This is a genomic window from Pseudomonas sp. GW823-FHT02C05 (genome assembly GCF_058797595.1).
In genome coordinates this window covers 649,710-672,026 of record NZ_JBXAJU010000001.1, presented here as the reverse complement: position 1 = coordinate 672,026, position 22,317 = coordinate 649,710, and the positions used below count along the sequence as shown (strand labels likewise).

The window sequence follows — 22,317 nt, the reverse complement described above, 5'->3', positions numbered from 1 at the left end:
GTCCTACAGAGCCCGATCAACCTCACCCCGTAGGAGCCGGCTTGCCGGCGAAGAGGCCCACAAGCCTTGCACCGCCCTGGCAGCCGTCTTCGCTGGCAAGCCAGCTCCTGCAGTGGCATTTGCGTGGGAGTTATTCGCGTAGCGAAGCACTCAGCCGAGGGCATCCTTGAGAAAGCCGGGGGCGATGTAGCGCTGGTAGTGGGCTTCGGACAGCAGGAAGAATTCCCGATCAATGGCGTCGCGCAACTCCGGCAGGGCCCAGTCGCGAAACTCAGGCAGCAGCACCATCCCATAGGCATCGAGCTGGTTGATCACTCGCGCGCCGCGGGCAATCAGCTGGTAGGCCCAGCAATACTCGGACTGATGGGGCACGAAGCGGATCTTGCGCTGCTCCAGCTGCTCGCGCAGGCGCACCGGATCGAAGACTTCCAGCTTGGCCGCCATCACCTGCACCAGCAGGTGCTCAAGACGCAGCCAGACCGCGCGTTTTTCCTCCTCGTTGTAACCATTCCAGTTGATCACTTCATGGTGGAAACGCTTGCAGCCACGGCATACCAGATCGCCGTAAACCGTGGAACAGAGGCCGACGCAGGGGGTCTTGATGGTCTGATTGGGCATAGATAGACAACGCACGCAAAAGCAAAACAGTGGGCAATGTTAGCCCTTTGTCTAAGATTGATCACCCCTCAAACTTCAATACAGCAACTTACGTTGAGGCTTTTTTTACCGTAGAATCAGCCAGCCTTTTTAGGCGCCAATGTCCGTTTGAAGCTGTTTTCAAAGCGTCACGAGCACAGTCGTTCCTTCAGAGCGGTGTTGGCGAGGGGTTTTTCCAGCGGGGAAAAACCCAACGCCAACCCTCATCAGCTCCCCGTTCTGCAGGCGTAAAACTTTGAAAGCAGCTTCTGTAAGGAATTGTCGGTAATTCTGGCTAAGTGGCCCACAACGCCACGCAGCGCATGAGTACGGCAATTTCGGGATGAGCGTCCCGGACACCCATTTGGGACCACTGATGAGGGTAATAACTGTGCTTGAAGCCTACCGCAAACATATCGAAGAGCGTGCAGCACTGGGTATCGTTCCCCAGCCGCTTAACGCCGAACAAACTGCAGGCCTGGTCGAGCTGCTGAAGAATCCCCCGGCTGGCGAAGAAGCTTTCCTCGTTGACCTGATCACCAATCGCGTTCCACCAGGAGTCGACGAAGCCGCCTACGTCAAGGCCGGTTTCCTCTCCGCGCTGGCCAAAGGCGAAGCCTCCTCCCCTCTGATCGACAAGAAGCGCGCCGTTGAACTGCTGGGCACCATGCAGGGCGGCTACAACATCGTGACCCTGGTAAACCTGCTGGACGACGCCGAACTGGCACCAGTGGCCGCCGCTCAACTCAAGCACACCCTGCTGATGTTCGACGCCTTCCACGACGTCGCGGAAAAAGCCAAGAACGGCAACGTTCACGCCCAAGGCGTACTGCAATCCTGGGCCGACGGCGAGTGGTTCAAGAATCGCCCGGTACTGGCCGACAAGATCAGCCTGCGGGTGTTCAAGGTCACCGGCGAAACCAACACCGACGACCTCTCCCCTGCTCCTGATGCCTGGTCCCGCCCGGACATCCCGCTGCACGCCCTGGCCATGCTGAAAATGGCCCGTGACGGCATCGTTCCGGACGAGCAAGGCAAGACCGGCCCGATGAAGCAGATCGAAGAAATGCGCGGTCAAGGCTTCCCGATCGCCTACGTCGGTGACGTGGTCGGCACCGGTTCGTCCCGTAAATCGGCCACCAACTCGGTACTGTGGTTCTTCGGCGACGACGTGCCTTATGTTCCGAACAAGCGTGCCGGCGGCTTCTGCTTCGGCAGCAAGATCGCCCCGATCTTCTACAACACCATGGAAGACGCCGGCGCCCTGCCGATCGAATTCGACGTGTCGAAGATGAACATGGGCGACGTGATCGACCTGTACCCGCACGCAGGCAAAGTCTGCAAGCACGGTACCGACGAAGTCCTGGCCACCTTCGAAATGAAGACCCCGGTCCTGCTCGACGAAGTCCGTGCCGGCGGCCGTATCCCGCTGATCATCGGCCGTGGCCTGACCGAGAAGGCTCGCGCCGAACTGGGCCTGCCTGCGTTCGACCTGTTCAAGAAGCCCGAAGCCCCTGTTGAAAGCACCAAGGGCTTCACCCTGGCGCAGAAGATGGTCGGCAAGGCCTGCGGCCTGGCAGAAGGCAAAGGCGTGCGTCCTGGCACCTACTGCGAACCGAAGATGACCACCGTGGGCTCCCAGGACACCACAGGTCCAATGACCCGTGACGAACTGAAAGACCTGGCGTGCCTGGGCTTCTCCGCTGACCTGGTGATGCAGTCCTTCTGCCACACCGCGGCGTATCCGAAGCCGATCGACGTGACCACCCACCACACCCTGCCTGACTTCATCATGACCCGCGGCGGCGTTTCCCTGCGTCCGGGCGACGGCATCATCCACTCGTGGCTGAACCGCATGCTGCTGCCGGACACCGTCGGTACCGGTGGTGACTCCCACACCCGCTTCCCGATGGGCATCTCGTTCCCGGCCGGTTCCGGCCTGGTGGCGTTCGCCGCTGCCACCGGCGTCATGCCGCTGGACATGCCGGAATCGATCCTGGTGCGCTTCAAGGGCAAAATGAAACCTGGCATCACCCTGCGTGACCTGGTCCATGCCATTCCTTACTTCGCCATCCAGAACGGCCTGCTGACCGTCGAGAAGAAAGGCAAGAAAAACGCCTTCTCCGGCCGCATCCTGGAAATCGAAGGCCTGGAAGGCCTGACCCTGGAGCAGGCGTTCGAACTGTCCGACGCCTCGGCCGAACGTTCGGCTGCCGGTTGCACCATCAAGCTGTCGAAAGAGTCGATCACCGAGTACCTGCAGTCCAACATCACCCTGCTGCGCTGGATGATCGGCGAAGGCTACGGTGACGCACGTACCCTGGAACGTCGCGCTCAAGCGATGGAAGCCTGGATCGCCAACCCGCAACTGATGGAAGCCGATGCCGACGCCGAATACGCCGAAATCATCGAAATCGACCTGGCCGACATCAGCGAGCCTGTACTGTGCGCGCCGAACGACCCGGACGACGCCCGTCTGCTGTCCAGCGTTGCTGGCGAGAAGATCGACGAAGTGTTCATCGGTTCGTGCATGACCAACATCGGTCACTTCCGCGCTGCCGGTAAACTGCTGGATCAGGTCAAGGGCCAGCTGCCAACCCGTCTGTGGCTGTCGCCGCCGACCAAGATGGACGCTCACCAACTGACCGAAGAAGGCTACTACGGCATCTACGGCAAGGCCGGCGCACGCATGGAAATGCCGGGCTGCTCGCTGTGCATGGGTAACCAGGCACGCGTCGAGCCGAACAGCACCGTGGTGTCGACCTCGACCCGTAACTTCCCGAACCGTCTGGGTGATGGCGCCAACGTCTACCTGGCTTCGGCCGAGCTGGCGTCGGTGGCTTCGATCCTGGGTCGCCTGCCGACCGTCGAGGAGTACATGGAATACGCTGGCAAGATCGACAGCATGGCGGCCGATATCTACCGCTACCTGTCCTTCGACCAGATCGCGGAGTTCCGTGAAGCGGCTGCCAACGCCAACATCCCGGTGGTGCAAGCCTAAGGCTGTAGCGTTGTAAGAAGGAACGCCGCGTATTCCACGATACGCGGCGTTTTTTTATGCCTGGGAAATAGCCCCGGCCTTCCAGCCCCGCAGGCTCTCCTGCAGCGTGTCGTCGACGCTGGTGCCGCTGAGCAGCACCTGGTACTCGCGGCTCGACGGCAGCAGTGCCAGGGCGTCCTTGGCCTCGTGCTTGAGCCTCGCCAGGGCCAGGTGCTTGTGCTCCAGGCTGACCTGGCGGAAGAACTCGTCCAGGGCCTCGATGCTGGTGCCGTCCAGGTCCGGGGACTCCTCCAGGCTGAGGATGATGCTGTGGATCGGCGCCTGCACATGGCGTATCAGGCGCAGGGCGCCGCCGAGGATGCGTTCGGCGTTGGCGAAGAACAGCGCCTCCCCCGGCCGCAGGATCAGCACGCCGGGCACCTGCCGGGCCTGAGGATGACGGCTGAGATCGACAAAGTCGTGGCCGCTGCCCAGTTGCCCGAGGATCTGGATATCCGCCGCCGACATCTGCCGCAGCAGCAACAGGATGCTGATACCCACTGACAGCAGCAGCCCGTCCAGCACCCCCAGCACCAGCACCGCGCTGACCGCGCAGATCACCAGCACCCGGTCACGCCGCCAGATGAAGTAGCGCCCCAGGGGTTGCAGGCTCAGGCCATGGCCCAGGGCGTACATGACAATCGCCGCCAGCACCGGCTCCGGGGTCAGGGCGATATAGGGCAGCACGGTCAGCACGATGAGCAGCATCACCGCCGCCGCGGTCAGCCCTGCCAGGCGCGAGCGCGCCCCGGCCGCTTCATTGGCGGAGGTGGCCGAGTAGCCGGCCCCCGCGGGCATGCCATGGAACAGCCCCGAGAGCAGATTGGAAGCGCCCAGGGCCAGCAGGTCGCGGTTGGAGGAAACCCGGTCGCCATGCTTCAGGGCAAAGGAGCTGATGGAACCATAGGATTCGGCATACAGGATCATCACCAGGGCGAACGCCAGCTCCCCCAGGCGCAGCCAGTCGGCAAAAGGCAGTTGCGGCAGGCTCGGCACCTCCAGCTTGAGTTCGATGACCCCGATCAGGTCGACGCCATGGGCCGGCAGGTTGAACCACTGGCCGGCGCCAATGCCGATCACCACCGCCACCAGCCCGCCGGGCACATAGGGAATTCGCGAGCAGATCCCCAGCACCAGCAGCGCCACCGCCGCCACCGCGGCGCCGGCCCAGTTCCATTGCGGCCACTGCTCCAGCAACTGCGGCAGGAAGCGCACCAGGTTACCGGTGCTCAGGTGCACCCCGACCACGGTGGCGAACTGCTTGAGGACAATGGTCAACGCCAGGCCGAAGGCAAAGCCGCGCAGCACCGGCTTGGCAATGAAGGCGGTCACGCCCCCCAGGCGGAACAGCCCGGCCAGGAGGAAGAACACCCCAGTGAGCAGCACCAGGGCAAAGGCCAGGCTCAGGCGCAGCTGGGCGTCGCCACCGGCCAGGGACAGGGTGGCCGCCGCCAGCACCGCGGCCGACGATGAAGTGGCAGAAACAATGGCAAAGCGGCTGGTGCCCAACAGGCCGTAGCACAGCAACCCGGCAAACAGGGCAATGACCCCGGCCTGGGGCGGCAAGGCGGCGATGCTGGAATAGGCTACGGCTTCCGGCAATAACAGGCCGGCAATGGATAGGCCGGCCAGCAGGTCGCGGGTGCGCTTGGGTGCAGCGGTTGGGTGGGTCAGGGGTTCAGTGGCCAATCGGGTTCATCCGTGACAACGCAAAATCCAGATTCAGGGGGTGTCGCCCAACGGAATAAACATGTTTGGGCAGGCTTGCAGCCAGAGGGGCGGGAATGGCCATGGGCGGGTTCCTGGCAGCAATAAGAGCACCAGCTTAGCCCTTTATTCAAGGCAGCAAACAATCCTGATCAATGCCTTGAACGACAACGCCGCCGGTACAGTGAAGTACCGACGGCGTTGTGTGCAGCAGCGGGTTCGCCAGGGAGGCGTCCGCGCACCTTGCAGTTGGCTTGCGGGCCTCTTCGCCGGCAAGCCGGCTCCTACCGGAAGGCTGTCAGGACGCCAGGGAGTACACCAGGGCAGTAATGGCCACCAGGCCCACCAGGGTCACGAAGACGTTGGAAGCCTGGCCGCGGTAGCGGGCCATGGCCGGCACCTTGCGGATGGCGTACATCGGCATCAGGAACAGGATCGCCGCGATCACCGGGCCGCCCATGGTCTCGATCATCGTCAGGATGCTCGGGTTGAGGGTGGCCACGGCCCAGCAGATCACCAGCATGAAGGCGGCGGTGACGCGGTCCAGGGTTTTCGTGCCCGGGCGCCGGCCGCTCTTGCCGATCAGGCCCTTGAGGCCTTCGCTGGCACCGATGTAGTGGCCCAGGAAGGACTTGGCAATGGCCACGAAGGCAATCAACGGCGCGGCAAAGGCGATGGTCGGATTCTGGAAATGGTTGGCCAGGTAGGACAGGATCGACAGGTTCTGCGCCTTGGCTTCGGCCAGTTGCGCCGGGCTCAGGGTCAGTACGCAGCTGAAGACGAAGAACAGCACCATGCCCACCATCAGCAGGTGGGCACGCGAGAGTATCTGCGAGCTGCGCTCTTCGGCGTGCACGCCATAGCGGCGCTTCTGGTCCACGGCAAAGGCCGAGATGATCGGCGAATGGTTGAACGAGAAGACCATCACCGGAATCGCCAGCCACAGGGTATGCAGGAAGGCCGAAGGCGCCGGGACATCGCTGACGGTGGCGAGGATGCCGCCATTCCAGTGCGGGATCAGGAACACCGCAAGGAACAGCAGGGCCACGATGAACGGGTAGACCATCAGGCTCATGGCCTTGACGATCACCTGCTCGCCGCAACGCACCACCACCAGCAGGCCGAAGATCAGCACCAGGGCCAGGATCGCCCGCGGTGGCGGCGCGATGTGCAGTTGGTTGGTCATGAAGCTGTCGACGGTGTTGGTCAGGGCCACGCTGTAGATCAGCAGGATCGGGAAGATCGCCAAAAAGTACAGCAAAGTGATCAGGGCACCGGCGGTGAGACCGAAATGCTCTTCCACCACGTCAGTGATGTCCGCACCGTCACGCCCGGAAAGCACGAAGCGGGTCAGGCCGCGGTGTGCATAGAAGGTCATGGGGAAGGCCAGCAGCGCCAGGATCAACAGCGGCCAGAAACCGCCGATGCCGGCATTGATGGGCAGAAACAGGGTACCGGCACCGATGGCCGTGCCAAACAGGCCGAGCATCCAGGTGGTGTCTTGGCGGTTCCAGCGGGTCAGGGTCGCTGGGGCCGCGGTTTCAAAGCGTTGATCAACGCTGTTGGCCTGATCATTCATCCGGTGGGATCTCCACATTCCGGTCGTTTGCCATTCACCCGGGCGTATCGGAGTACCCGACAGGCAGTGCCCGAGCGAAAAGAGGGGGCGCGATTGTCCGGGATTCCAAGGGCGCTGCATAGACTCAGCTGAGGAACGGTTTATGCGCTGCAGGTATTTTTTCGTTTGATGGGAAAGCGTCTGGTCCGGCCCTCTCCCGCTCAATCCGGGTTCCGCAGGAGCTGGCTTGCCAGCGAAAGGCGCCCGCCTGAAGACGCCATTCGCCGGCAAGCCGGCCCCTAGTAGGCCGCGTTGACAAGCCTCACGGGCAGGCGGCATGATCGGACCCCATGAATATCTACGCGCTGAACCCTACCTCCACCACCACGACTGCCTCCGGCGGGTCGTGTGGTGGCTGTGCGGGATGACACAAGCACAGTAGAACCAAGGCCCCGCCAGCAATGGACGGGGCCTTTTGTTTCTCCGTCCAGCTGGCACTACAAGGAGAGACAAGATGCCTTTATCCAACGCCAAGCGTGCCCTGCTGGTGATCGACATGCAGGTCGGGTTGTTCAATGGACCGGACAAGCCCTACAAGCGCGAGCAGGTCCTGGAAAACATCAACCAACTGATCCGCCGCGCCCGCCAGGCCGGGGCGCCGATCTTCGCCGTGCGCCATACCGGCCCCGCCGAATCCCCGATTGCCGCTGGCAGCCCCTTCTGGCAACTGCTGCCGACCCTGGAAGTGGATGAAGAGCTGGACTGCGTACTGGACAAGACCCGCCCCAGTTGCTTTGTCGGCACCGGGCTGGCCGAGCGCCTGCAGGAGGCCCAGGTCAATGAACTGGTGATCGTCGGCATGAAGACCCAGTACTGCGTCGATACCACCTGCCGCGCCGCCGGCGACCTGGGCTTTGCCGCCGTGCTGGTGGAAGACGCCCACACCTGCATGGACACGCCGCTGATCGGGGCAAGAACCATCATCGCCCACCATAACGCCACCCTGAACGGCCCCTTCGTGCGCCTGGCCACGACCGCCGACGTAACCTTCTGACCCCATCGTCCCCACACCGCCCCGGGCACGCCGAACATGGCGTGATGCCCCCGGGAACGGTGCCGGCGAGCATTGCCAAAATCCCTCGCAACCCGCACCCTTGAGCCTTCGCCCCTGCCCGTATGGAACCCTCCATGAGCGCCACGACGATCGCCGGCTGCCTCCTCTACAGCCTTGATCCACCTTCCCTCGCCCGCTTCTATGCCGAACTGCTGGGCTGGCCCATCACCGAACAGCAAGCCGACTACCAGCAACTGGCCCACCAGGGCTTCGAGCTGACCCTGGTCCAGGTGCCGCCAGCGATTGCTGCGCGCATCGTCCTCCAGGAACCGCCGCTGCCCCGCAGCGATTGCGCCTGCAAGCCGCTGTTCCAGGTAGACGACCTGGCCCGGGCCCGGCAGCGCGCTGCCAAGGCCGGTGGCCGGGTGTACGAAGCCGAGCGCGAATGGCAATTCAAGGACGCCCGGGCCTGCGACGGCATCGACCCGGAAGGCAACATCTTTCAATTGCGCCAACCCCTGCCCCGCTAACCCACGAGGAGTCCGCCATGCGCGCCACCGTTCTGGTCCTGGTTGAAAACGTCAACGCCTACCTGCCGCACCTCGAAGACCTGGGTTTCAGGCTGATCCTGGCGCCCACCCCACAGACCCGGGCCCAGGCGATCCGGGACCACGCCGGGCAGATCGATGCGGTGCTGACCCGTGGCCCCCTGGGGCTGAGCGCGGCGGAAATCGCCGCCCTGCCCCGATTGCAGATCATCTGCGTGATCGGCGCCGGCTATGAGCAAGTGGACCTGCAAGCGGCGAGCAATCGCGGGATCGCCGTAACCAATGGCGCCGGGGTCAACGCTTCGTCCGTGGCCGATCATGCCCTGGCCCTGTTGCTGTCTCTGGTGCGCGGCATTCCCCAGTCCGACGCCGCGGTACGCCAGGGGGACTGGCCGAAGGTGCTGCGCCCGTCCCTGGCCGGCATGCGCCTGGGGGTGCTCGGCCTCGGCGCCGTGGGCCAGGCCATCGCCCGGCGCTGCGCCCTGGGCTTCGACATGCCGGTGAGCTACCACAGCCGCCAGCCACGCCCCGACCAGCCCTACCGCTTCTGCCCGACCCTGGTGGAACTGGCCCGGGACTCGGACGTCCTGGTGATCGCCACCCCGGGCGGCGCCGACACCCGGCACCTGGTGGACCAGCCGGTGCTGGAAGCCCTTGGCCCCGAAGGTTTCCTGGTGAACATCGCCCGGGCCAGCGTGGTGGACACCAACGCCCTGCTGCAGGCCCTGCAGCAGCGGCGGATTGCCGGCGCGGCCCTGGATGTGTTCGATGACGAACCCCAAGTCCCGGACGCCTTCAAGGTGCTCGACAATGTGGTGCTGACCCCTCACGTCGCCGGCCTTTCGCCCCAGGCCAGCCGCGATACCGTGGCGATGGTCGGCCAGAACCTGCTGGCCCACTTCGAAGGCCGGCCACTGCTGACCCCGCTGGCCCTGCCGGCACCGAACTGACCCAGCCCCGAGTCAACGCCTATGCTCGTGGGGCGGACAACCTCTGTGCCTGCATGACTGGTGTAGGAGCCGGCTTGCTCTCATCGGGTCGTAGACACACGGGGCTAAATTCAAACGCTTGTATCAAAAGCAATGATTGTCCGGCAACACGCGCACCTATAAAGGCCCGCCGCGATTGTGAGGGGCCGGTAGGCGCATTAGATTAGCCAATAATCTCTGGCCTCCAGAATAAGCAGAAGGGATAAGCATGGCGCTTACAGACCAGTCCACCCGCACTCGCTCCGGCGAGGAACTCGATGCCAACCTGATCGACCCGTACCTCAAGGCGCACATTCCCGGCCTGAGCGGTACGCCGCAGATCAGCCAGTTCCCGGGCGGTGCCTCGAACCTCACCTACCTGCTGGAATACCCCGGGCAGGAGTTTGTCCTGCGTCGCCCGCCCTTCGGCCACAAGGCCAAGTCGGCCCACGACATGGGCCGCGAGTTCCGCATTCTCAACCAGCTCAAGGACGGTTTCCCCTACTGCCCCAAAGCCTACGTGCACTGCACCGACGAGTCGGTGATCGGCGCCGAGTTCTATGTCATGGAACGGGTCAAGGGCATCATCCTGCGCTCCGACCTGCCGCCGGAGCTGGGCCTGGATGCCGGCCAGACCGAGGCCCTGTGCAAGAGCTTCATCGATCGTTTCGTCGAGCTGCACCGGGTCGACTACAGCGCCTGCGGCCTGGGTGACCTGGGCAAGCCCGAAGGCTATGTGCAGCGCCAGATCAAGGGCTGGAGCGACCGCTACGAGAAGGCCCTGACCCCGGACGCGCCGCACTGGGAAAAGGTCAAGGCCTGGCTCAACGAGAAGATGCCCGCCGACCACCCGACCTCGAGCATCGTGCACAACGACTACCGCTTCGACAACGTGATCCTCGACCCACAGAACCCGATGCAGATCATCGGCGTGCTGGACTGGGAGCTGACCACCCTGGGCGACCCGCTGATGGACCTGGGCAACACCCTGGCCTACTGGATCGAGGCCGGCGACCCGGCGCCGGTGCAACTGATGCGCCGCCAGCCGAGCAACGCCCCGGGCATGCTCACCCGCCAGCAGTTCGTCGACTACTACGCCGAGCGCGCGGGAATCGAAATCGGCAACTTCGACTTCTACTACACCTACGGCCTGTTCCGCCTGGCCGGCATCGTGCAGCAGATCTACTACCGCTTCTACCATGGCCAGACCCAGGACAAACGCTTCGCGCAGTTCATTCACATGAACAAACTGCTGGAGCAGATGAGCCTGCAGGTCATTCACAAATCCAGCCTCTGACCGCGCCCCGGCGCTCGACAGCCCAAACAAGGAAAAACCATGTCCAAGACTCAGTTGTTCGACCTCGACGGCAAGATCGCATTCGTCTCCGGCGCCAGCCGCGGCATCGGTGAGGCCATTGCCAAGTTGCTGGCCCAGCAAGGCGCCCATGTCATCGTGTCGAGCCGCAAGCTCGAAGGTTGCCAGCACGTGGCCGACGCGATCATCGCCGCCGGCGGCAAGGCCACCGCCATTGCCTGCCACATCGGTGAAATGGAGCAGATCAGCCAAGTCTTCGCCGGCATTCGCGAACAGTTCGGGCGCCTGGACATCCTGGTCAACAACGCCGCGACCAATCCGCAATTCTGCAACGTCCTGGACACTGACCTGGGGGCCTTCCAGAAGACCGTCGACGTCAACATCCGCGGCTACTTCTTCATGTCGGTGGAAGCCGGCAAGCTGATGCGCGAAAACGGCGGCGGCAGCATCATTAACGTGGCCTCGATCAACGGCATCTCGCCGGGGATCTTCCAGGGCATCTACTCGGTGACCAAGGCCGCGGTGATCAACATGACCAAGGTCTTCGCCAAGGAATGCGCGCAGTTCGGCATCCGCTGCAACGCACTGCTGCCGGGCCTGACCGACACCAAGTTCGCCTCGGCCCTGGTCAAGAACGACGCCATCCTCAAGACCGCCCTGGCGCAGATCCCCCTCAAGCGCGTGGCCGACCCCAGCGAAATGGCCGGCGCGGTGCTCTACCTGGCCAGCGACGCCTCCAGCTACACCACGGGTGTCTCGCTCAATGTGGACGGCGGCTTCCTCTCCTGAGGCCCGCTTGCACCACAAAAAAGGCAGCCTCCGGGCTGCCTTTTTCATTTCCCGCAGGAGCTGGCTTGCCAGCGAAGAGGGCCTTGAGCCCAGCGCAACCCAAGCGGCCCCTTTCGCCGGCAAGTCGGCTCATGCAAGCGCCTTTCAAAATTTTAATTCCACCAATTGCAATTAAAGAATATTTATTCCATAACTAGCCCTCCCTAGAACAATAATTCTGCAGGTGCGGTTATGGACGAGCTCGGCATTGGTTTGATCGGCACCGGTTTCATGGGGCGTGCCCACGCCCTGGCGTTTCGCAGTGCCGGCGCGGTCTTCGAATTGCCGGTGCGCCTGCACCTGGCGGCCCTGGCCGACGCCGACGCCCAGCGCGGCGAACACTGCGCCGGCGCCTGGGGCTTTGCCCAGGCCCATGCCGACTGGCAGGCCCTGGTGGCCAACCCCCGGGTCAACCTGGTGGCCATCACCACTCCCAACCACCTGCACTTCCCCATGGCCATGGCGGCGCTGGCCGCAGGCAAGGCGGTGTACTGCGAAAAGCCCCTGGCGGTCAGCGTCGAACAGGCCCGGCAGATGCACCACGCGGCCCAGGCCGCCGGGGTGGTGACCCGGGTGGGCTACAACTACCAGCACAACCCGGTGATCGCCCAGGCCAGGGACATGATCGGCAACGGCGAACTGGGGCAACTGGTGAGTTTCCAGGGCGAGTTCAGCGAAGACTTCATGGCCGACCCGGATGCCCCCTGGTCCTGGCGTTGCGAGCCGCAGCACGCCGGCGGCGCCCTGGCGGACCTGGGCAGCCACCTGCTGGCCATGGCACGCTTTCTCATGGGGCCGGTGCAGGCGGTGTGCGCTGATACCCAGACCGTGCACCTGCAACGCCCCACCGAAGCCGGCAGCCAGAAACGCCGCGCCATCGCCGTGGATGACCAGGCCCATGCCCTGCTGCGCTTTGCCAATGGCGCGCGGGGTACGCTGAGCAGCAGCTGGATCAAGCATGGTTACAAGAACCACCTGAGCTTCGAGATCAGCGGCACCCTCGGCACCCTGGCGTTCGACCAGGAACGCCTCAACGAACTGCGCCTGTACCGGGTCGGCCAGAAGGGTTTCCAGCGCCTGCTGGCCGGGCCCGCCCTGCCCGGCTACGCGGCCTTCAGCCCGGCCCCGGGGCACCAGCTGGGCTACAACGAACTCAAGACCCTGGAAGTTCACGAATTGATCATGGCCCTGTGCGGCCAGGGCCGGGACGGCACGGATTTCGCTGAAGCCTGGGAAGTGGAGCGCCTGGCCGCGGCGATCCGCACTGCCGCCGCCGAACAGCGCTGGGTGGCACTGTAGGAAGCGGCTTGCCGGCGAAGGCGATCTTGCGGGCGCCTTCGCTGGCAAGCCAGCGCCTACGGTTGGTGGTTGGCCAGGCGCGCGGCCAGGGCCTTGGCCTGCAGGGCGACGTCGGTGACGGCGGTGCTTTCCCACCACAGGCCGCGCAGGGGCGGCCCCATGGCGAACAGGCGCTCGCAGGCCTGGCCCTGGGCGTTGTGCACGGCACCATCGGGCTCGGCGCTGATGCCCAGGGCCAAAGGCCCGGGTGTCACCAGGCCGCGGGCCAGCAGCTGGCGCGGCAAGGGCCGCGCCACCCGGCGCCAGTCGTATTCGATGCCGCTGGAGTTGATCAGGGCATCGCCCGCCATGCGCACGCTGTCCTGGCTGCCGCGGTAGCGCAGGCGGATCGCCAGCCGGCCGTCGGCGCCCGGCTCCAGGCCCTGGTAGCAAGCGGCATGAATCCGCAACCGCCCTTCTTCATGCAGGCGCGCCACCAGCTCGGCGCTCAGGGGCGGCGAGCGATGGTGATGGCTTTCCCACCAGGGCCGTACATGGCGCACGAACTGGCGTTTGTGTACCTCGCTGGCCTGGCTCCACAGGCGCCCTATATGCACCCGCACCGTGTCCAGCGGGGCCTGCCAGTCGATGCCCTGGGCCTCGGCCACGCGGCATTGCTGGCGCAGCGCCCGCAGCAGTTGCCGAGGGCTGCGGATGCTCGGGTCGGCGCCGAGAAAGTCTTCCCAGGCCGGGGGCTGGCGGCGCACGTGCGGCAGCAGCCCATGCCGGGAAAACACTTCGATCGGCCCACGATGCCCGGCCTGCTCCAGGGACACCACGGCGTCCACCATGGTCAGCCCGGAACCGATGATCAGCACCGTCGCCCGGGGGTCGAGGCGGGCCATGGCCGCCACATCCCAGGGGTCCAGAGCCGCGGCATTCAGGCCGCTGGAGCGGGTCTGCGGGGTACGCGCCGCCGGGAACATGCCGGTGGCAAGCACCGCCACCGCGCCGGGCAGTTGCCGGCCATCGGCCAGGGTCAGTAGCACGCCGTCAGGGCCGGTTTCCAGGTCCACCGCCTCGCCCTGCACATGGCTCAACGAGGAGCCCTGCGCCCGGCCCTGCACCTGGGCCTCGGCCAGGCGCTGCTGGACGTAGACACCAAACAGCCCGCGGGGTGGAAACAGTTCGCTGACCGGCACATGCTGGCGGTCCGACTCGGGCCAGCCGCCCTCGGCAATGTGCCGGGCCAGCCATTGGGTCAGGTCGTCGGCGTTGTCCGGGTCGACGCTCATGCGCGCGGCGTTGCCATTGAGGGTGTGCCCCAGCTCCACGGCGCTGTAGGCCTCGCCGCGCCCCAGCTCGCTGCGCGGTTCTATGACCAGGATCCGTCGCTGGCCCGGCAGGCGCAGCAACTGGGCGGCCAGCAAGGCGCCGCTGAGGCCGCCGCCGACAATCAGGATTGGCGCATCACGGGTGGCAGGGGTTGCCTGTCCGGTGTGGGTTTGGCTCATGGAATGCTCACGGTCAGTGTTTGCCCAGGTAGAAATCCTGCAGGTCGCCCCGGGCCAGCAGTTGCTCGGCGCTGCCGGACAAGGCCACGCGTCCGGTGTCCAGCAGGTAGGCATGGGAAGCGTACTTGAGCGCCAGATTAATGCTTTGCTCGGCGATCAGAAAGCTCACCCCCGCCTCGCGATTGAGCTGGGCGACGATCTGGAAAATCTCCTGGACGATAATAGGCGCCAGGCCCATGGACGGTTCATCCAGCAGTACCAAAGTAGGACGAGTCATCAACGCCCGGCCGATGGCCAGCATCTGCTGCTCGCCACCGGAGGTCAGCCCGGCGCGCACCCGGCGCTTGGTCAGCAGCCGCGGAAACCAGCTGTAGATGCGCTCCAGGTCCTGCTCCAGCTGGCGCCGGCCCAGGCCACGGACAAAGCCGCCGGCGCGCAGGTTGTCTTCCACCGTCAACTGGGGGAAGACGTGACGCCCTTCCAGCACATGCACCATGCCCTGGCGCACCCGCTGGCTGGGGTCGACCCCGGCCAGGTCCTGCCCGGCAAAGGCGATGGCGCCGCGGCTGAGCTCGGCACGCTCGGCCCGCACCAGCCCGGAAATGGCCTTGAGGGTGGTGCTCTTGCCGGCGCCGTTGGCCCCCAGCAAGGCGACGATGGCCCCCCGGGGCACGCTCAAAGATACCCCGGCCAGCGCCAGGATCACGCCGTCGTAGATCACCTCGATGTCCTGTACCTGCAGCAAGGTCTCGACCGTCGCGGCCGTGGCGCTGTGGCTCATGGTTCAGTCACCCTCGTTGCATGTACGGGGCACCAGGCGCTTCTCCTTGGCAAAGGCCGCGGCCTTTTCGTCGATCAGCGGCCGTAGCAGCGCGCGGTCGGCGGCAATCCACTCGCTGATCAGGGTCCAGTTGGCGCCGTCCCATTGCTGCACCCGGGCCGCGCCGCCGCCTTCGTGATCGCGGCAGGACAGCTTGAGGTTCTGCATCAGCCCCAGGTAACCCATGTCCTTGAGCCGGGCGTCGTCGATGTTCAGGTGTTCCAGGCCCCAGCGCCCTTCCTCGCCATTGAGCGGGCGCTTGCCGAACTTGCCCTGGGCGGTCCGGATCGCCTCCACCGCCACCGCCGCGTTCACCAGGCCGGAGTTGTAGTACACGCTGCCGAAATTCTTCAGGTCCTTGAGGTCGCTCTTGCCGGTATCGAGGATGTACTGCTTGAGGCGCTTGTGGATCTCGAAGTCACTGCCCGCCGGGTAGGGCGTCAGCGCCAGGTAGCCCTTGGCCGCGGCGCCGGCCGGCAGCACGTCTTCGCTGGAGCTGGCCCAGATATCGCCGATGATGTGGTCCACCGGGAAGCCGAAGCGCGCGGCGGTCTTCACCGCCACGGGGGTGGACACGCCCCAGGTGCGCAGGAACACCCAGTCCGGGTTCTGCTGGCGGATCTGCCGCCATTGCGCCGATTGCTCGTTGCCCGGGTCGGCCACCGGGATCTGGATGTTCTCGAAACCGTACTTCTCGGCCAGCAGCTTGAGCGGCCCGAGGGTTTCCCGGCCATAGGCGGAGTCGTGATAGAGCGTGGCGATCTTCTTGCCCTTGAGCCGGTCGAACCCGCCCTCGCGCTGGGCGATGTAGTTCACCAGGGTCGAGGCCTCGCTGTAGAAGGTCAGCATCACCGGGAAGTTGTAGGGGAACACCGTGCCGTCGGTGGCTTCGGTGCGGCCGTAGCCCAGGGTGATCAGCGGGATTTTGTCCACCTCGGCACGCTCACTCAGGGCATAGGCCGCTGGTGCGCCGTTGGGCTGGTAGACCGCCACCGGTGCGCCATCCAGACCGTTCTTGAAGCGCTCGTAGCACTCGATGCCCTTCTCGGCGGTCCATTCGGTCTCGCACTCCTGCCACACCAGCTTGACCCCGTTGATGCCGCCCTCCACCTGGTTGATGTAGTTCAGGTAGTCGATCATCCCGGCCCACACCTGCACCCCGCTGGAGGCGTAGGCGCCAACCCGGTAGGTGGCCAGGGGGAAGAACTGCTGGTCCGGCCCGGCCTGGGCTGCCGGGGCAACGGCCGCCGCCAGCAGCAACGCCGCGCCGGCCAGGGAAGCTTTCAAGGATGCACGCATGTTGTCTCTCTGTTCTGGGAGGAGGAATTCAGAAGCGCAGCGGCCAGTGCCGCAGGCGCTCGCGCAAGTTGCCCAGCAAGCGGATCAGGCCCTCGGGTTCCTTGATCAGGAACAGGATGATCAGCACGCCGAAAATGATTTTCTGCAGGTTCTGCAACTGCCCGGCGTCCACCGCCCCGCCCAGCAGCGCCTGCCCGGCATGGCTGAGGAGAATCGGCAACAGGCTGATGAAGGCCGCGCCGACGAAGTTGCCGGCCACGCTGCCCATGCCGCCGATAATGATGATGAAGAGGATCTGGAACGAACGATTGATATCGAAGCTGCTGGCGCTGGCGGTGCCCAGGTAGGCGAAGGCCCACAGCGCACCGGCGATGCCCAGGTAGAACGAGCTGACGGCAAACGCCTGGCGTTTGTAGCGGGCCACCGGGATGCCGATCACCGCGGCGGCGGTGTCCATGTCGCGGATCGCCATCCAGTTGCGCCCGACCTGGCTGTGCACCAGGTTCTGCGCGACCCAGGTCAACAGCAGCACCGTCACCAGGGTCAGCAGGTAGCGCCCCTGGGGGTGGTTCAGGTCATGGCCCAGCAGGCTCAACTGCGGCGCCGAAATGGTGCCCGAGGAACCGTAGTTGTAGAACCAGGGAAACTTGACGAACAGCCACTCCAGGAAGAACTGCGCCGCCAGGGTGCTGACCATCAGGTAGAAACCCTTGATCCGCGAGCTGGGCAGGCCGAACAGCCAGCCCACCAGGGCGCTGATCAGGCCGCCGCCGAGCAGGGCCAGGGGCAGCCCCAGCTGCGGCAGGCGCAGCAGAATACCGTAGGTGGCAAAGGCCCCCACGGCCATGAAGCCGGCGGCGCCCACCGAGGTCTGGCCGGTGTAGCCGGTCAGCAGGTTGAGCCCGAGCCCGGCCAGGGACAGCACCAGGAACGGAATCAGGATCGCGTTGAGCCAATAGTCGTTGCCCAGCACCGGCACCACGCCGAAGGCCAGCAGCAACAGGCCGGCCAGGCCCCAGGGCAGGCGGCGCTGGACCAGCAGCAAGGGGGCGGTTTGCCGCGTCAGAAGAAGGGACATCAATTCACACTCGCTCGATGGCCCGCTCGCCGAACAGGCCGGCGGGGCGGATGTAGAGGAAGGCCAGGGCCAGGACATAGGCGAACCAGGGGCTGATGCCGCCGCCGATCAGCGGGCCGATATAGACCTCCGCCAGGTTTTCGGCGGCGCCGACGATCAGGCCGCCGGCAATCGCCCCGCCGATCGAGGTGAAGCCGCCGATGATCAGCACCGGCAGCGCCTTGAGCACCACCAGCGATAGAGAGAACTGCACCCCTTGCCGGGCCCCCCAGAGCAGCCCGGCCACCAGCCCCACCACCCCGGCCACCGCCCAGACGATCTGCCAGATGCGGTTGAGGTTGATGCCGATGGACAGCGCCGCCGTGGTGTCGTCGGCTACCGCCCGCAGCGAGATGCCGATGCGGGTCTTGTTGAACAGCAGCGCCAGCACCGTCACCAGCACCAGGGCGGTGGCCGCGGCAATCAGGTCGAACTGGCTGACCATCAGCGGCCCGAGGAACAGCGGCACATCGTCGATGCCCAGGTCCAGGGCCCGCACCTGGGAGCCCATCAGGCCCTGGGCCAGGCCCTCGATGATGAACGACAGGCCCAGGGTGGCCATGAACAGGGTGATCGGCGAACGGTTGACCAAGGGCCGCAGCACCAGGCGTTCGATCAGCCAGGCGCCGAGGATCATCACCAGCACCGTCAGCAACAGTGCCAGGGCGAAAGGCACGCCCTGCTCGTGCAGGCTGACGAAGGTCAGCGCGGCGAACAGCAGCATCGAGCCCTGGGCGAAATTGAACACGCCACTGGCCTTGTAGATCAGCACGAAGCCGATGGCCACCAGTGAATACAGGGTGCCGGCCAGCAGACCGCCGAGCAGGGTTTCGAAGAAGAATGCCATCAGTGCACGGCCCCCAGGTAAGCGGCGATCACCTCGGGGTTGGCCTGGACCTCGGCCGGTGTGCCATCGCCCACCTTGCGTCCGTAGTCGAGCACCACCACGTGGTCGCACAGGTCCATGACCACCGCCATGTCGTGCTCGATCAGCACCACGGTGGTGCCCAGGTCACGGTTGATGTCGGCGATGAAGCGGGCCATTTCCTGCTTCTCCTCGGCATTCATTCCGGCCAGGGGTTCGTCCAGCAGCAACAGGCTGGGCCCGGCGATCAGCGCCCTGCCCAACTCGACGCGCTTTTGCAGGCCATAGGCCAGGTTGCCCACCGGCACATCGCGCAATGCCTGCAATTCCAGAAACTGCAGGATGCCTTCGGCCAGCTGGCGGAATGCCCGGGCTTCACGGCGGGCCCGGGGCAAGCCCAGGGCCTGTTCGATGAAGCGCGCGCGGGAGTGGCGCGAAAGGCCGGTGAGCAGGTTGTCCAGCACGCTCATCTTCTTGAACAGCGCGTTGTTCTGGAACGTGCGGCCGATGCCCCGGCGCGCGGCGTCCAGCGGGTCGATGCGCTGCAACGGCTGGCGCTCGAACACGATGGTCCCGGCGTCAAAGCGATAGACCCCGTTGAGCACGTTGAGCAGCGAACTCTTGCCCGCGCCATTGGGGCCGATCAGGGCACAGATCTCGCCCCGGCGCACCTCGAACGACAGTTGATTGATGGCCTTGACCCCCTTGAACGACAGGGAGATGTCACTGACTTGCAAAATGGATTCGGCGTGGCTCATGCAATGTTCCGTGTGAATTCGACGATCCAGGCCGGGGTGGCCGGTGGCGTCGTGGCCTGGGGGGCCTGCCAGATGAATTGCAGGCGAGCAAAGCCCAGCAGGCGGCGCACCCGATGCTTGAGCAGGCGCGCCAACAGGCCCTGGGGATGGGCCAAGGCCCACTCGCACAGGCGTCGGCGCCAACTGTCGGGGGGCGCCAGGCGGCTCTCGATCTCGTCCGCCAGGCGTTGCAGGCGCTGGGGCGACAGCAGCAGGCCGCTGGGGGCCACCTCCCGCCGGTCGCGGCTGGTCGAGCCGCGGCTTTCGGCGAAGGCCAGGCACTGGCCACTGCCCAGCCATTGCTCCAGCAGCACCGTCAGGCCCTCCTGCCATTGCGTGCCCTCCTCGCTCCACAATTGGCCGCTGCCGACCGGGGCGCGCCAATTGGCCTGGCGCCGGGGGGGCTCGCCCCGGCCCAGCAGCTCGCGCAATTCCAGCAAGGGCAGATGCGCGCCTTCCGGCAGGCGCGGCAAGGCTTGCCCGGCAATCAGCAACTGCGGGGCCAGAGCGTTTTCACTGGCGGCGACCCAATCCAGCACCTGCTGGCGCGAATGCACGAAGGCGTGGCTCGGTTGCAGGCGCCACAGGGTCTGGCGCAGGGCTTGGGGCGGCAGCTCGTCGTCCAGGCTCAGCACCTCGGCGCCAAGGCTGTGGGCCGCCAGGGCCAGCAGGAGCAGGTCCGGTTCGAAGCGGGCGCTGACTGCCAACCGCGAATCCGGCGTCAGGCCCTGCTGGCGCAGGCCGTCGGCCAGGCGCTCGACGTCCCGCAGGGCGTCGATCCAGCGCCAGGCGTACCAGTGGCCGTGGCGCTTGTGGCGCAAGGCGTTGTGCAACGGGCTGACCTGGGCCCAGTGGTGCAACCGCTCCAGGGCCCCGCTCAACTGCAGCCGGGCCTGGGGCGCTGGCGAATCCGCGCTCGGCGCACGCTTGAGTTCATGCACGCTCATGAGTTGACCTCGATCTCTTGGCAATCGCGTGCGGTGGTCCGCTGGCTGGAAATGAACGGGGGCCTTGTGGGCCTTTTCGCTTGTAGGAGCCGGCTTGCCGGCGAAGGCGTGGGCCCCTTCGCTGGCGAGCCAGCTCCTACAGGGCGCGGGGTTCAGGCGCTGGCACGTTATGCGGCTGTTTGGCGTTGCCCGCCCAGGTTGCGCCAGGCGCTGCCCGGGTGGCTTTCGGGCAGGCGCGGGCCGGCGCCGAAGAGTTTTTCCCGCAGGGTGCCCGGGGCGTATTCGGTCTTGTAGACGCCCCGCTTCTGCAACTCCGGCACCAGCAGTTCCACGGCGTCGATAAAGCTTTCGTGGGTCAGCGCATACGCCAGGTTGAAGCCGTCGACGTCGGTTTCTTCCACCCATTCCTGAAGCAGGTCGGCGACGGTTTCCGGGCTACCGACGAACAACGGGCCAAAGCCGCCGATGCCCACCCAGTCCGCCAGTTCATGGGGTGTCCAGACCTTGTTCGGGTCTGCCGTGGAGAAGGCCTCCACCGCCGACTGGATGGCGTTGGTGTGCACGTGCTTGAGGGGCTCGTCGGGCTTGAAGCGGCTGAAGTCGATGCCGGTCCAGCCGGAAATCAGCGCCATGGCGCCCTCGTAGCTGACCCAGGATTTGTATTCCTCGAACTTGGCCTTGGCCTTGGCGTCGGTCTCGCCCAGGATCACCGTCTGCAGGTTGAAGATCAGGATCTTCGACGGATCGCGCCCGGCCTCGGCGGCCCGGCGGCGGATGTCGGCCACGGTCTTTTTCAGCAGCACCTTGGACGGCGCGGCGACGAACACGCATTCGGCCTGCTCGGCGGCGAACTGCTTGCCCCGGCTGGACGCCCCGGCCTGGTAGAGCACCGGGGTACGTTGCGGCGACGGCTCGCAGAGGTGGATGCCCGGCACCTGGAAGTGTTTGCCGACATGGCGGATCTCGTGGATCTTGCTCGGGTCGCTGAAGATCCGTCGCTCGCGGTCGCGCAGGATCGCGCCGTCTTCCCAACTGCCTTCCCAGAGCTTGTAGCAGACCTCCAGGTACTCCTCGGCGTAGTCGTAGCGAGCGTCGTGTTCGGTCTGGGCCTGCTGCCCGATGTTCTTGGCCCCGCTCTCCAGGTAGGAGGTGACGATGTTCCAGCCGGCGCGGCCCTTCGTCAGGTGATCGAGGGTGGATAGGCGCCGGGCGAAGGGGTACGGGTGCTCGAAGGACAGCGACGCGGTGAGGCCGAAGCCCAGGTGCTCGGTGACCAGGGCCATGGGCGGGATCAGCTGCAGCGGGTCGTTCACCGGGACCTGGGCGGCCTGGCGGATCGCTGCCTCGCCGTTGCCGTTGTAGACGTCGTAGATGCCCAGCACATCGGCGATGAACAACCCGTCGAACTTGCCCTTTTCGAGAATTTTCGCCAGGTCGGTCCAGTACTCCAGGTCCTTGTACTGCCAGGAGCGGTCCCGGGGGTGGGCCCAGAGGCCCGGCGACTGGTGGCCGACACAGTTCATGTCGAAGGCATTGAGGCGGATTTCACGGGACATCACACAACACTCCTGAAACCTTGGGGTGGCACGCCATTGAGGCGGTAGTTGCCGATCAGTTGGTATTTCCAGCGCAGCGGGTCATCCAGGGTCTGGGGCTGCGGGCTGCGCTGACCGGTGAGTTCGAACTCGGCGTCGCTGGCCGCCAGCAGCGCCTGGCCCGCGGCAATCGCCGCCTCGGCCAGGGCCACCGCAACTTCCGCCGGGTCCGGCTCTTGTTCTATCTGGCGCTGGGCCCGCTCCTGCAGGGCCGCGGCCAGGTCGATGCGGATGTTCAGGTCGCCAAAGCGGCTGATCACATAGGGGTCGTCGCTGGCCCTGGCCAGGCCGCTGCCGCTCCAGGGCCGGGCCTGCTCGCGGATGAAATCCAGGGTTTGCTGCAGCAGGACGCGGGCCCGCTGCAGGACCTGGGCGTTGTGTTCCAGGGCCGCTTGGGGGGTGTCGGGGCGGGTCAGTGCATTCATGGCGCA

The 22,317-nt window shown here is 65.5% G+C and carries 19 protein-coding genes; 7 read left to right on the top strand and 12 right to left on the bottom strand.

The window, feature by feature from the left end:
- Window positions 1–150: 150 nt before the first annotated feature.
- Window positions 151–618, bottom strand: a complete 468-nt coding sequence (locus AC1RGE_RS03310; RefSeq protein ID WP_011060930.1) for a DUF1289 domain-containing protein — start codon at window positions 616–618, stop codon at window positions 151–153.
- A 409-nt stretch (window positions 619–1,027) separates the two neighbouring features.
- Between AC1RGE_RS03310 and acnB the strand changes: the two genes are divergently transcribed.
- Entirely contained in the window at window positions 1,028–3,637 is a 2,610-nt protein-coding gene (gene acnB / locus AC1RGE_RS03305) for a bifunctional aconitate hydratase 2/2-methylisocitrate dehydratase (protein ID WP_011060929.1), read from the top strand.
- A 54-nt stretch (window positions 3,638–3,691) separates the two neighbouring features.
- On the opposite strand, the gene AC1RGE_RS03300 is transcribed toward acnB, so the two are convergent.
- Window positions 3,692–5,365 carry a SulP family inorganic anion transporter gene (locus AC1RGE_RS03300; protein WP_019094304.1) on the bottom strand — a complete coding sequence of 558 codons (1,674 nt, stop codon included), beginning with the start codon at window positions 5,363–5,365 and terminating at the stop codon, window positions 3,692–3,694.
- Between the two features lie 316 nt (window positions 5,366–5,681).
- Window positions 5,682–6,962, bottom strand: a complete 1,281-nt coding sequence (locus AC1RGE_RS03295; protein ID WP_093408640.1) for a serine/threonine transporter — start codon at window positions 6,960–6,962, stop codon at window positions 5,682–5,684.
- Between the two features lie 493 nt (window positions 6,963–7,455).
- Between AC1RGE_RS03295 and AC1RGE_RS03290 the strand changes: the two genes are divergently transcribed.
- The 6 genes from AC1RGE_RS03290 (at window position 7,456) to AC1RGE_RS03265 (ending at window position 12,953) form a co-directional block, all read left to right on the top strand.
- Window positions 7,456–7,995 carry a cysteine hydrolase family protein gene (locus tag AC1RGE_RS03290; protein WP_123430918.1) on the top strand — a complete coding sequence of 180 codons (540 nt, stop codon included), beginning with the start codon at window positions 7,456–7,458 and terminating at the stop codon, window positions 7,993–7,995.
- Between the two features lie 134 nt (window positions 7,996–8,129).
- Window positions 8,130–8,525 (top strand): VOC family protein, encoded by a 396-nt coding sequence (locus AC1RGE_RS03285; RefSeq protein ID WP_019094301.1) that lies wholly within the window; start codon window positions 8,130–8,132, stop codon window positions 8,523–8,525.
- Window positions 8,526–8,542: 17 nt separating this feature from the next.
- A complete protein-coding gene (locus AC1RGE_RS03280; protein WP_492583327.1) occupies window positions 8,543–9,493 on the top strand; it encodes a 2-hydroxyacid dehydrogenase in 951 nt (316 codons plus the stop codon).
- 247 nt (window positions 9,494–9,740) lie between these two features.
- A complete protein-coding gene (locus AC1RGE_RS03275) occupies window positions 9,741–10,808 on the top strand; it encodes a phosphotransferase family protein (RefSeq protein ID WP_011060923.1) in 1,068 nt (355 codons plus the stop codon).
- 39 nt (window positions 10,809–10,847) lie between these two features.
- Window positions 10,848–11,615, top strand: a complete 768-nt coding sequence (locus AC1RGE_RS03270; protein ID WP_011060922.1) for an SDR family oxidoreductase — start codon at window positions 10,848–10,850, stop codon at window positions 11,613–11,615.
- Between the two features lie 231 nt (window positions 11,616–11,846).
- The gene (locus AC1RGE_RS03265) at window positions 11,847–12,953 is read left to right on the top strand and encodes a Gfo/Idh/MocA family protein (protein ID WP_492583325.1); all 1,107 of its coding nucleotides are present in this window, start codon (window positions 11,847–11,849) and stop codon (window positions 12,951–12,953) included.
- A gap of 56 nt (window positions 12,954–13,009) precedes the next feature.
- On the opposite strand, the gene AC1RGE_RS03260 is transcribed toward AC1RGE_RS03265, so the two are convergent.
- The 9 genes from AC1RGE_RS03260 to AC1RGE_RS03220 form a co-directional block, all read right to left on the bottom strand.
- Window positions 13,010–14,446, bottom strand: coding sequence for an FAD/NAD(P)-binding protein (locus AC1RGE_RS03260; protein ID WP_258611822.1), 1,437 nt, complete (start codon window positions 14,444–14,446; stop codon window positions 13,010–13,012).
- Between the two features lie 13 nt (window positions 14,447–14,459).
- Window positions 14,460–15,227 carry an ABC transporter ATP-binding protein gene (locus AC1RGE_RS03255; RefSeq protein WP_401334317.1) on the bottom strand — a complete coding sequence of 256 codons (768 nt, stop codon included), beginning with the start codon at window positions 15,225–15,227 and terminating at the stop codon, window positions 14,460–14,462.
- Between the two features lie 3 nt (window positions 15,228–15,230).
- The gene (locus AC1RGE_RS03250) at window positions 15,231–16,565 is read right to left on the bottom strand and encodes an ABC transporter substrate-binding protein (protein ID WP_011060918.1); all 1,335 of its coding nucleotides are present in this window, start codon (window positions 16,563–16,565) and stop codon (window positions 15,231–15,233) included.
- Between the two features lie 28 nt (window positions 16,566–16,593).
- Window positions 16,594–17,643 (bottom strand): branched-chain amino acid ABC transporter permease, encoded by a 1,050-nt coding sequence (locus AC1RGE_RS03245; protein WP_047336614.1) that lies wholly within the window; start codon window positions 17,641–17,643, stop codon window positions 16,594–16,596.
- 4 nt (window positions 17,644–17,647) lie between these two features.
- A complete protein-coding gene (locus tag AC1RGE_RS03240; protein WP_011060916.1) occupies window positions 17,648–18,529 on the bottom strand; it encodes a branched-chain amino acid ABC transporter permease in 882 nt (293 codons plus the stop codon).
- Entirely contained in the window at window positions 18,529–19,305 is a 777-nt protein-coding gene (locus tag AC1RGE_RS03235; protein ID WP_011060915.1) for an ABC transporter ATP-binding protein, read from the bottom strand. The genes AC1RGE_RS03240 and AC1RGE_RS03235 overlap by 1 nt, the downstream gene beginning before the upstream one ends.
- Window positions 19,302–20,291: an AMP-binding protein gene (locus AC1RGE_RS03230; protein WP_123397415.1), complete on the bottom strand. Its 990-nt coding sequence runs from the start codon at window positions 20,289–20,291 to the stop codon at window positions 19,302–19,304. Before AC1RGE_RS03230 ends, AC1RGE_RS03235 begins: the two co-directional genes overlap by 4 nt.
- Window positions 20,292–20,458: 167 nt before the next feature.
- Window positions 20,459–21,847 carry an LLM class flavin-dependent oxidoreductase gene (locus AC1RGE_RS03225; RefSeq protein ID WP_346624177.1) on the bottom strand — a complete coding sequence of 463 codons (1,389 nt, stop codon included), beginning with the start codon at window positions 21,845–21,847 and terminating at the stop codon, window positions 20,459–20,461.
- Complete coding sequence (locus AC1RGE_RS03220) at window positions 21,847–22,311, bottom strand: acyl-CoA dehydrogenase (protein WP_011060912.1); 465 nt, start codon at window positions 22,309–22,311, stop codon at window positions 21,847–21,849. Before AC1RGE_RS03220 ends, AC1RGE_RS03225 begins: the two co-directional genes overlap by 1 nt.
- Window positions 22,312–22,317: the final 6 nt, after the last annotated feature.

Bases quoted from the DNA above. Each gene is read 5' to 3' on its own strand.
- AC1RGE_RS03250 (WP_011060918.1), bottom strand. From the start codon at position 16,565: ATGCGTGCATCCTTGAAAGCTTCCCTGGCCGGCGCGGCGTTGCTGCTG.
- AC1RGE_RS03290 (WP_123430918.1), top strand. From the start codon at position 7,456: ATGCCTTTATCCAACGCCAAGCGTGCCCTGCTGGTGATCGACATGCAG.
- AC1RGE_RS03285 (WP_019094301.1), top strand. From the start codon at position 8,130: ATGAGCGCCACGACGATCGCCGGCTGCCTCCTCTACAGCCTTGATCCA.
- AC1RGE_RS03295 (WP_093408640.1), bottom strand. From the start codon at position 6,962: ATGAATGATCAGGCCAACAGCGTTGATCAACGCTTTGAAACCGCGGCC.
- AC1RGE_RS03225 (WP_346624177.1), bottom strand. From the start codon at position 21,847: ATGTCCCGTGAAATCCGCCTCAATGCCTTCGACATGAACTGTGTCGGC.
- AC1RGE_RS03260 (WP_258611822.1), bottom strand. From the start codon at position 14,446: ATGAGCCAAACCCACACCGGACAGGCAACCCCTGCCACCCGTGATGCG.
- AC1RGE_RS03270 (WP_011060922.1), top strand. From the start codon at position 10,848: ATGTCCAAGACTCAGTTGTTCGACCTCGACGGCAAGATCGCATTCGTC.
- AC1RGE_RS03240 (WP_011060916.1), bottom strand. From the start codon at position 18,529: ATGGCATTCTTCTTCGAAACCCTGCTCGGCGGTCTGCTGGCCGGCACC.
- AC1RGE_RS03275 (WP_011060923.1), top strand. From the start codon at position 9,741: ATGGCGCTTACAGACCAGTCCACCCGCACTCGCTCCGGCGAGGAACTC.
- AC1RGE_RS03235 (WP_011060915.1), bottom strand. From the start codon at position 19,305: ATGAGCCACGCCGAATCCATTTTGCAAGTCAGTGACATCTCCCTGTCG.
- AC1RGE_RS03255 (WP_401334317.1), bottom strand. From the start codon at position 15,227: ATGAGCCACAGCGCCACGGCCGCGACGGTCGAGACCTTGCTGCAGGTA.
- AC1RGE_RS03280 (WP_492583327.1), top strand. From the start codon at position 8,543: ATGCGCGCCACCGTTCTGGTCCTGGTTGAAAACGTCAACGCCTACCTG.
- AC1RGE_RS03230 (WP_123397415.1), bottom strand. From the start codon at position 20,291: ATGAGCGTGCATGAACTCAAGCGTGCGCCGAGCGCGGATTCGCCAGCG.
- AC1RGE_RS03220 (WP_011060912.1), bottom strand. From the start codon at position 22,311: ATGAATGCACTGACCCGCCCCGACACCCCCCAAGCGGCCCTGGAACAC.
- AC1RGE_RS03310 (WP_011060930.1), bottom strand. From the start codon at position 618: ATGCCCAATCAGACCATCAAGACCCCCTGCGTCGGCCTCTGTTCCACG.
- AC1RGE_RS03245 (WP_047336614.1), bottom strand. From the start codon at position 17,643: ATGTCCCTTCTTCTGACGCGGCAAACCGCCCCCTTGCTGCTGGTCCAG.
- AC1RGE_RS03265 (WP_492583325.1), top strand. From the start codon at position 11,847: ATGGACGAGCTCGGCATTGGTTTGATCGGCACCGGTTTCATGGGGCGT.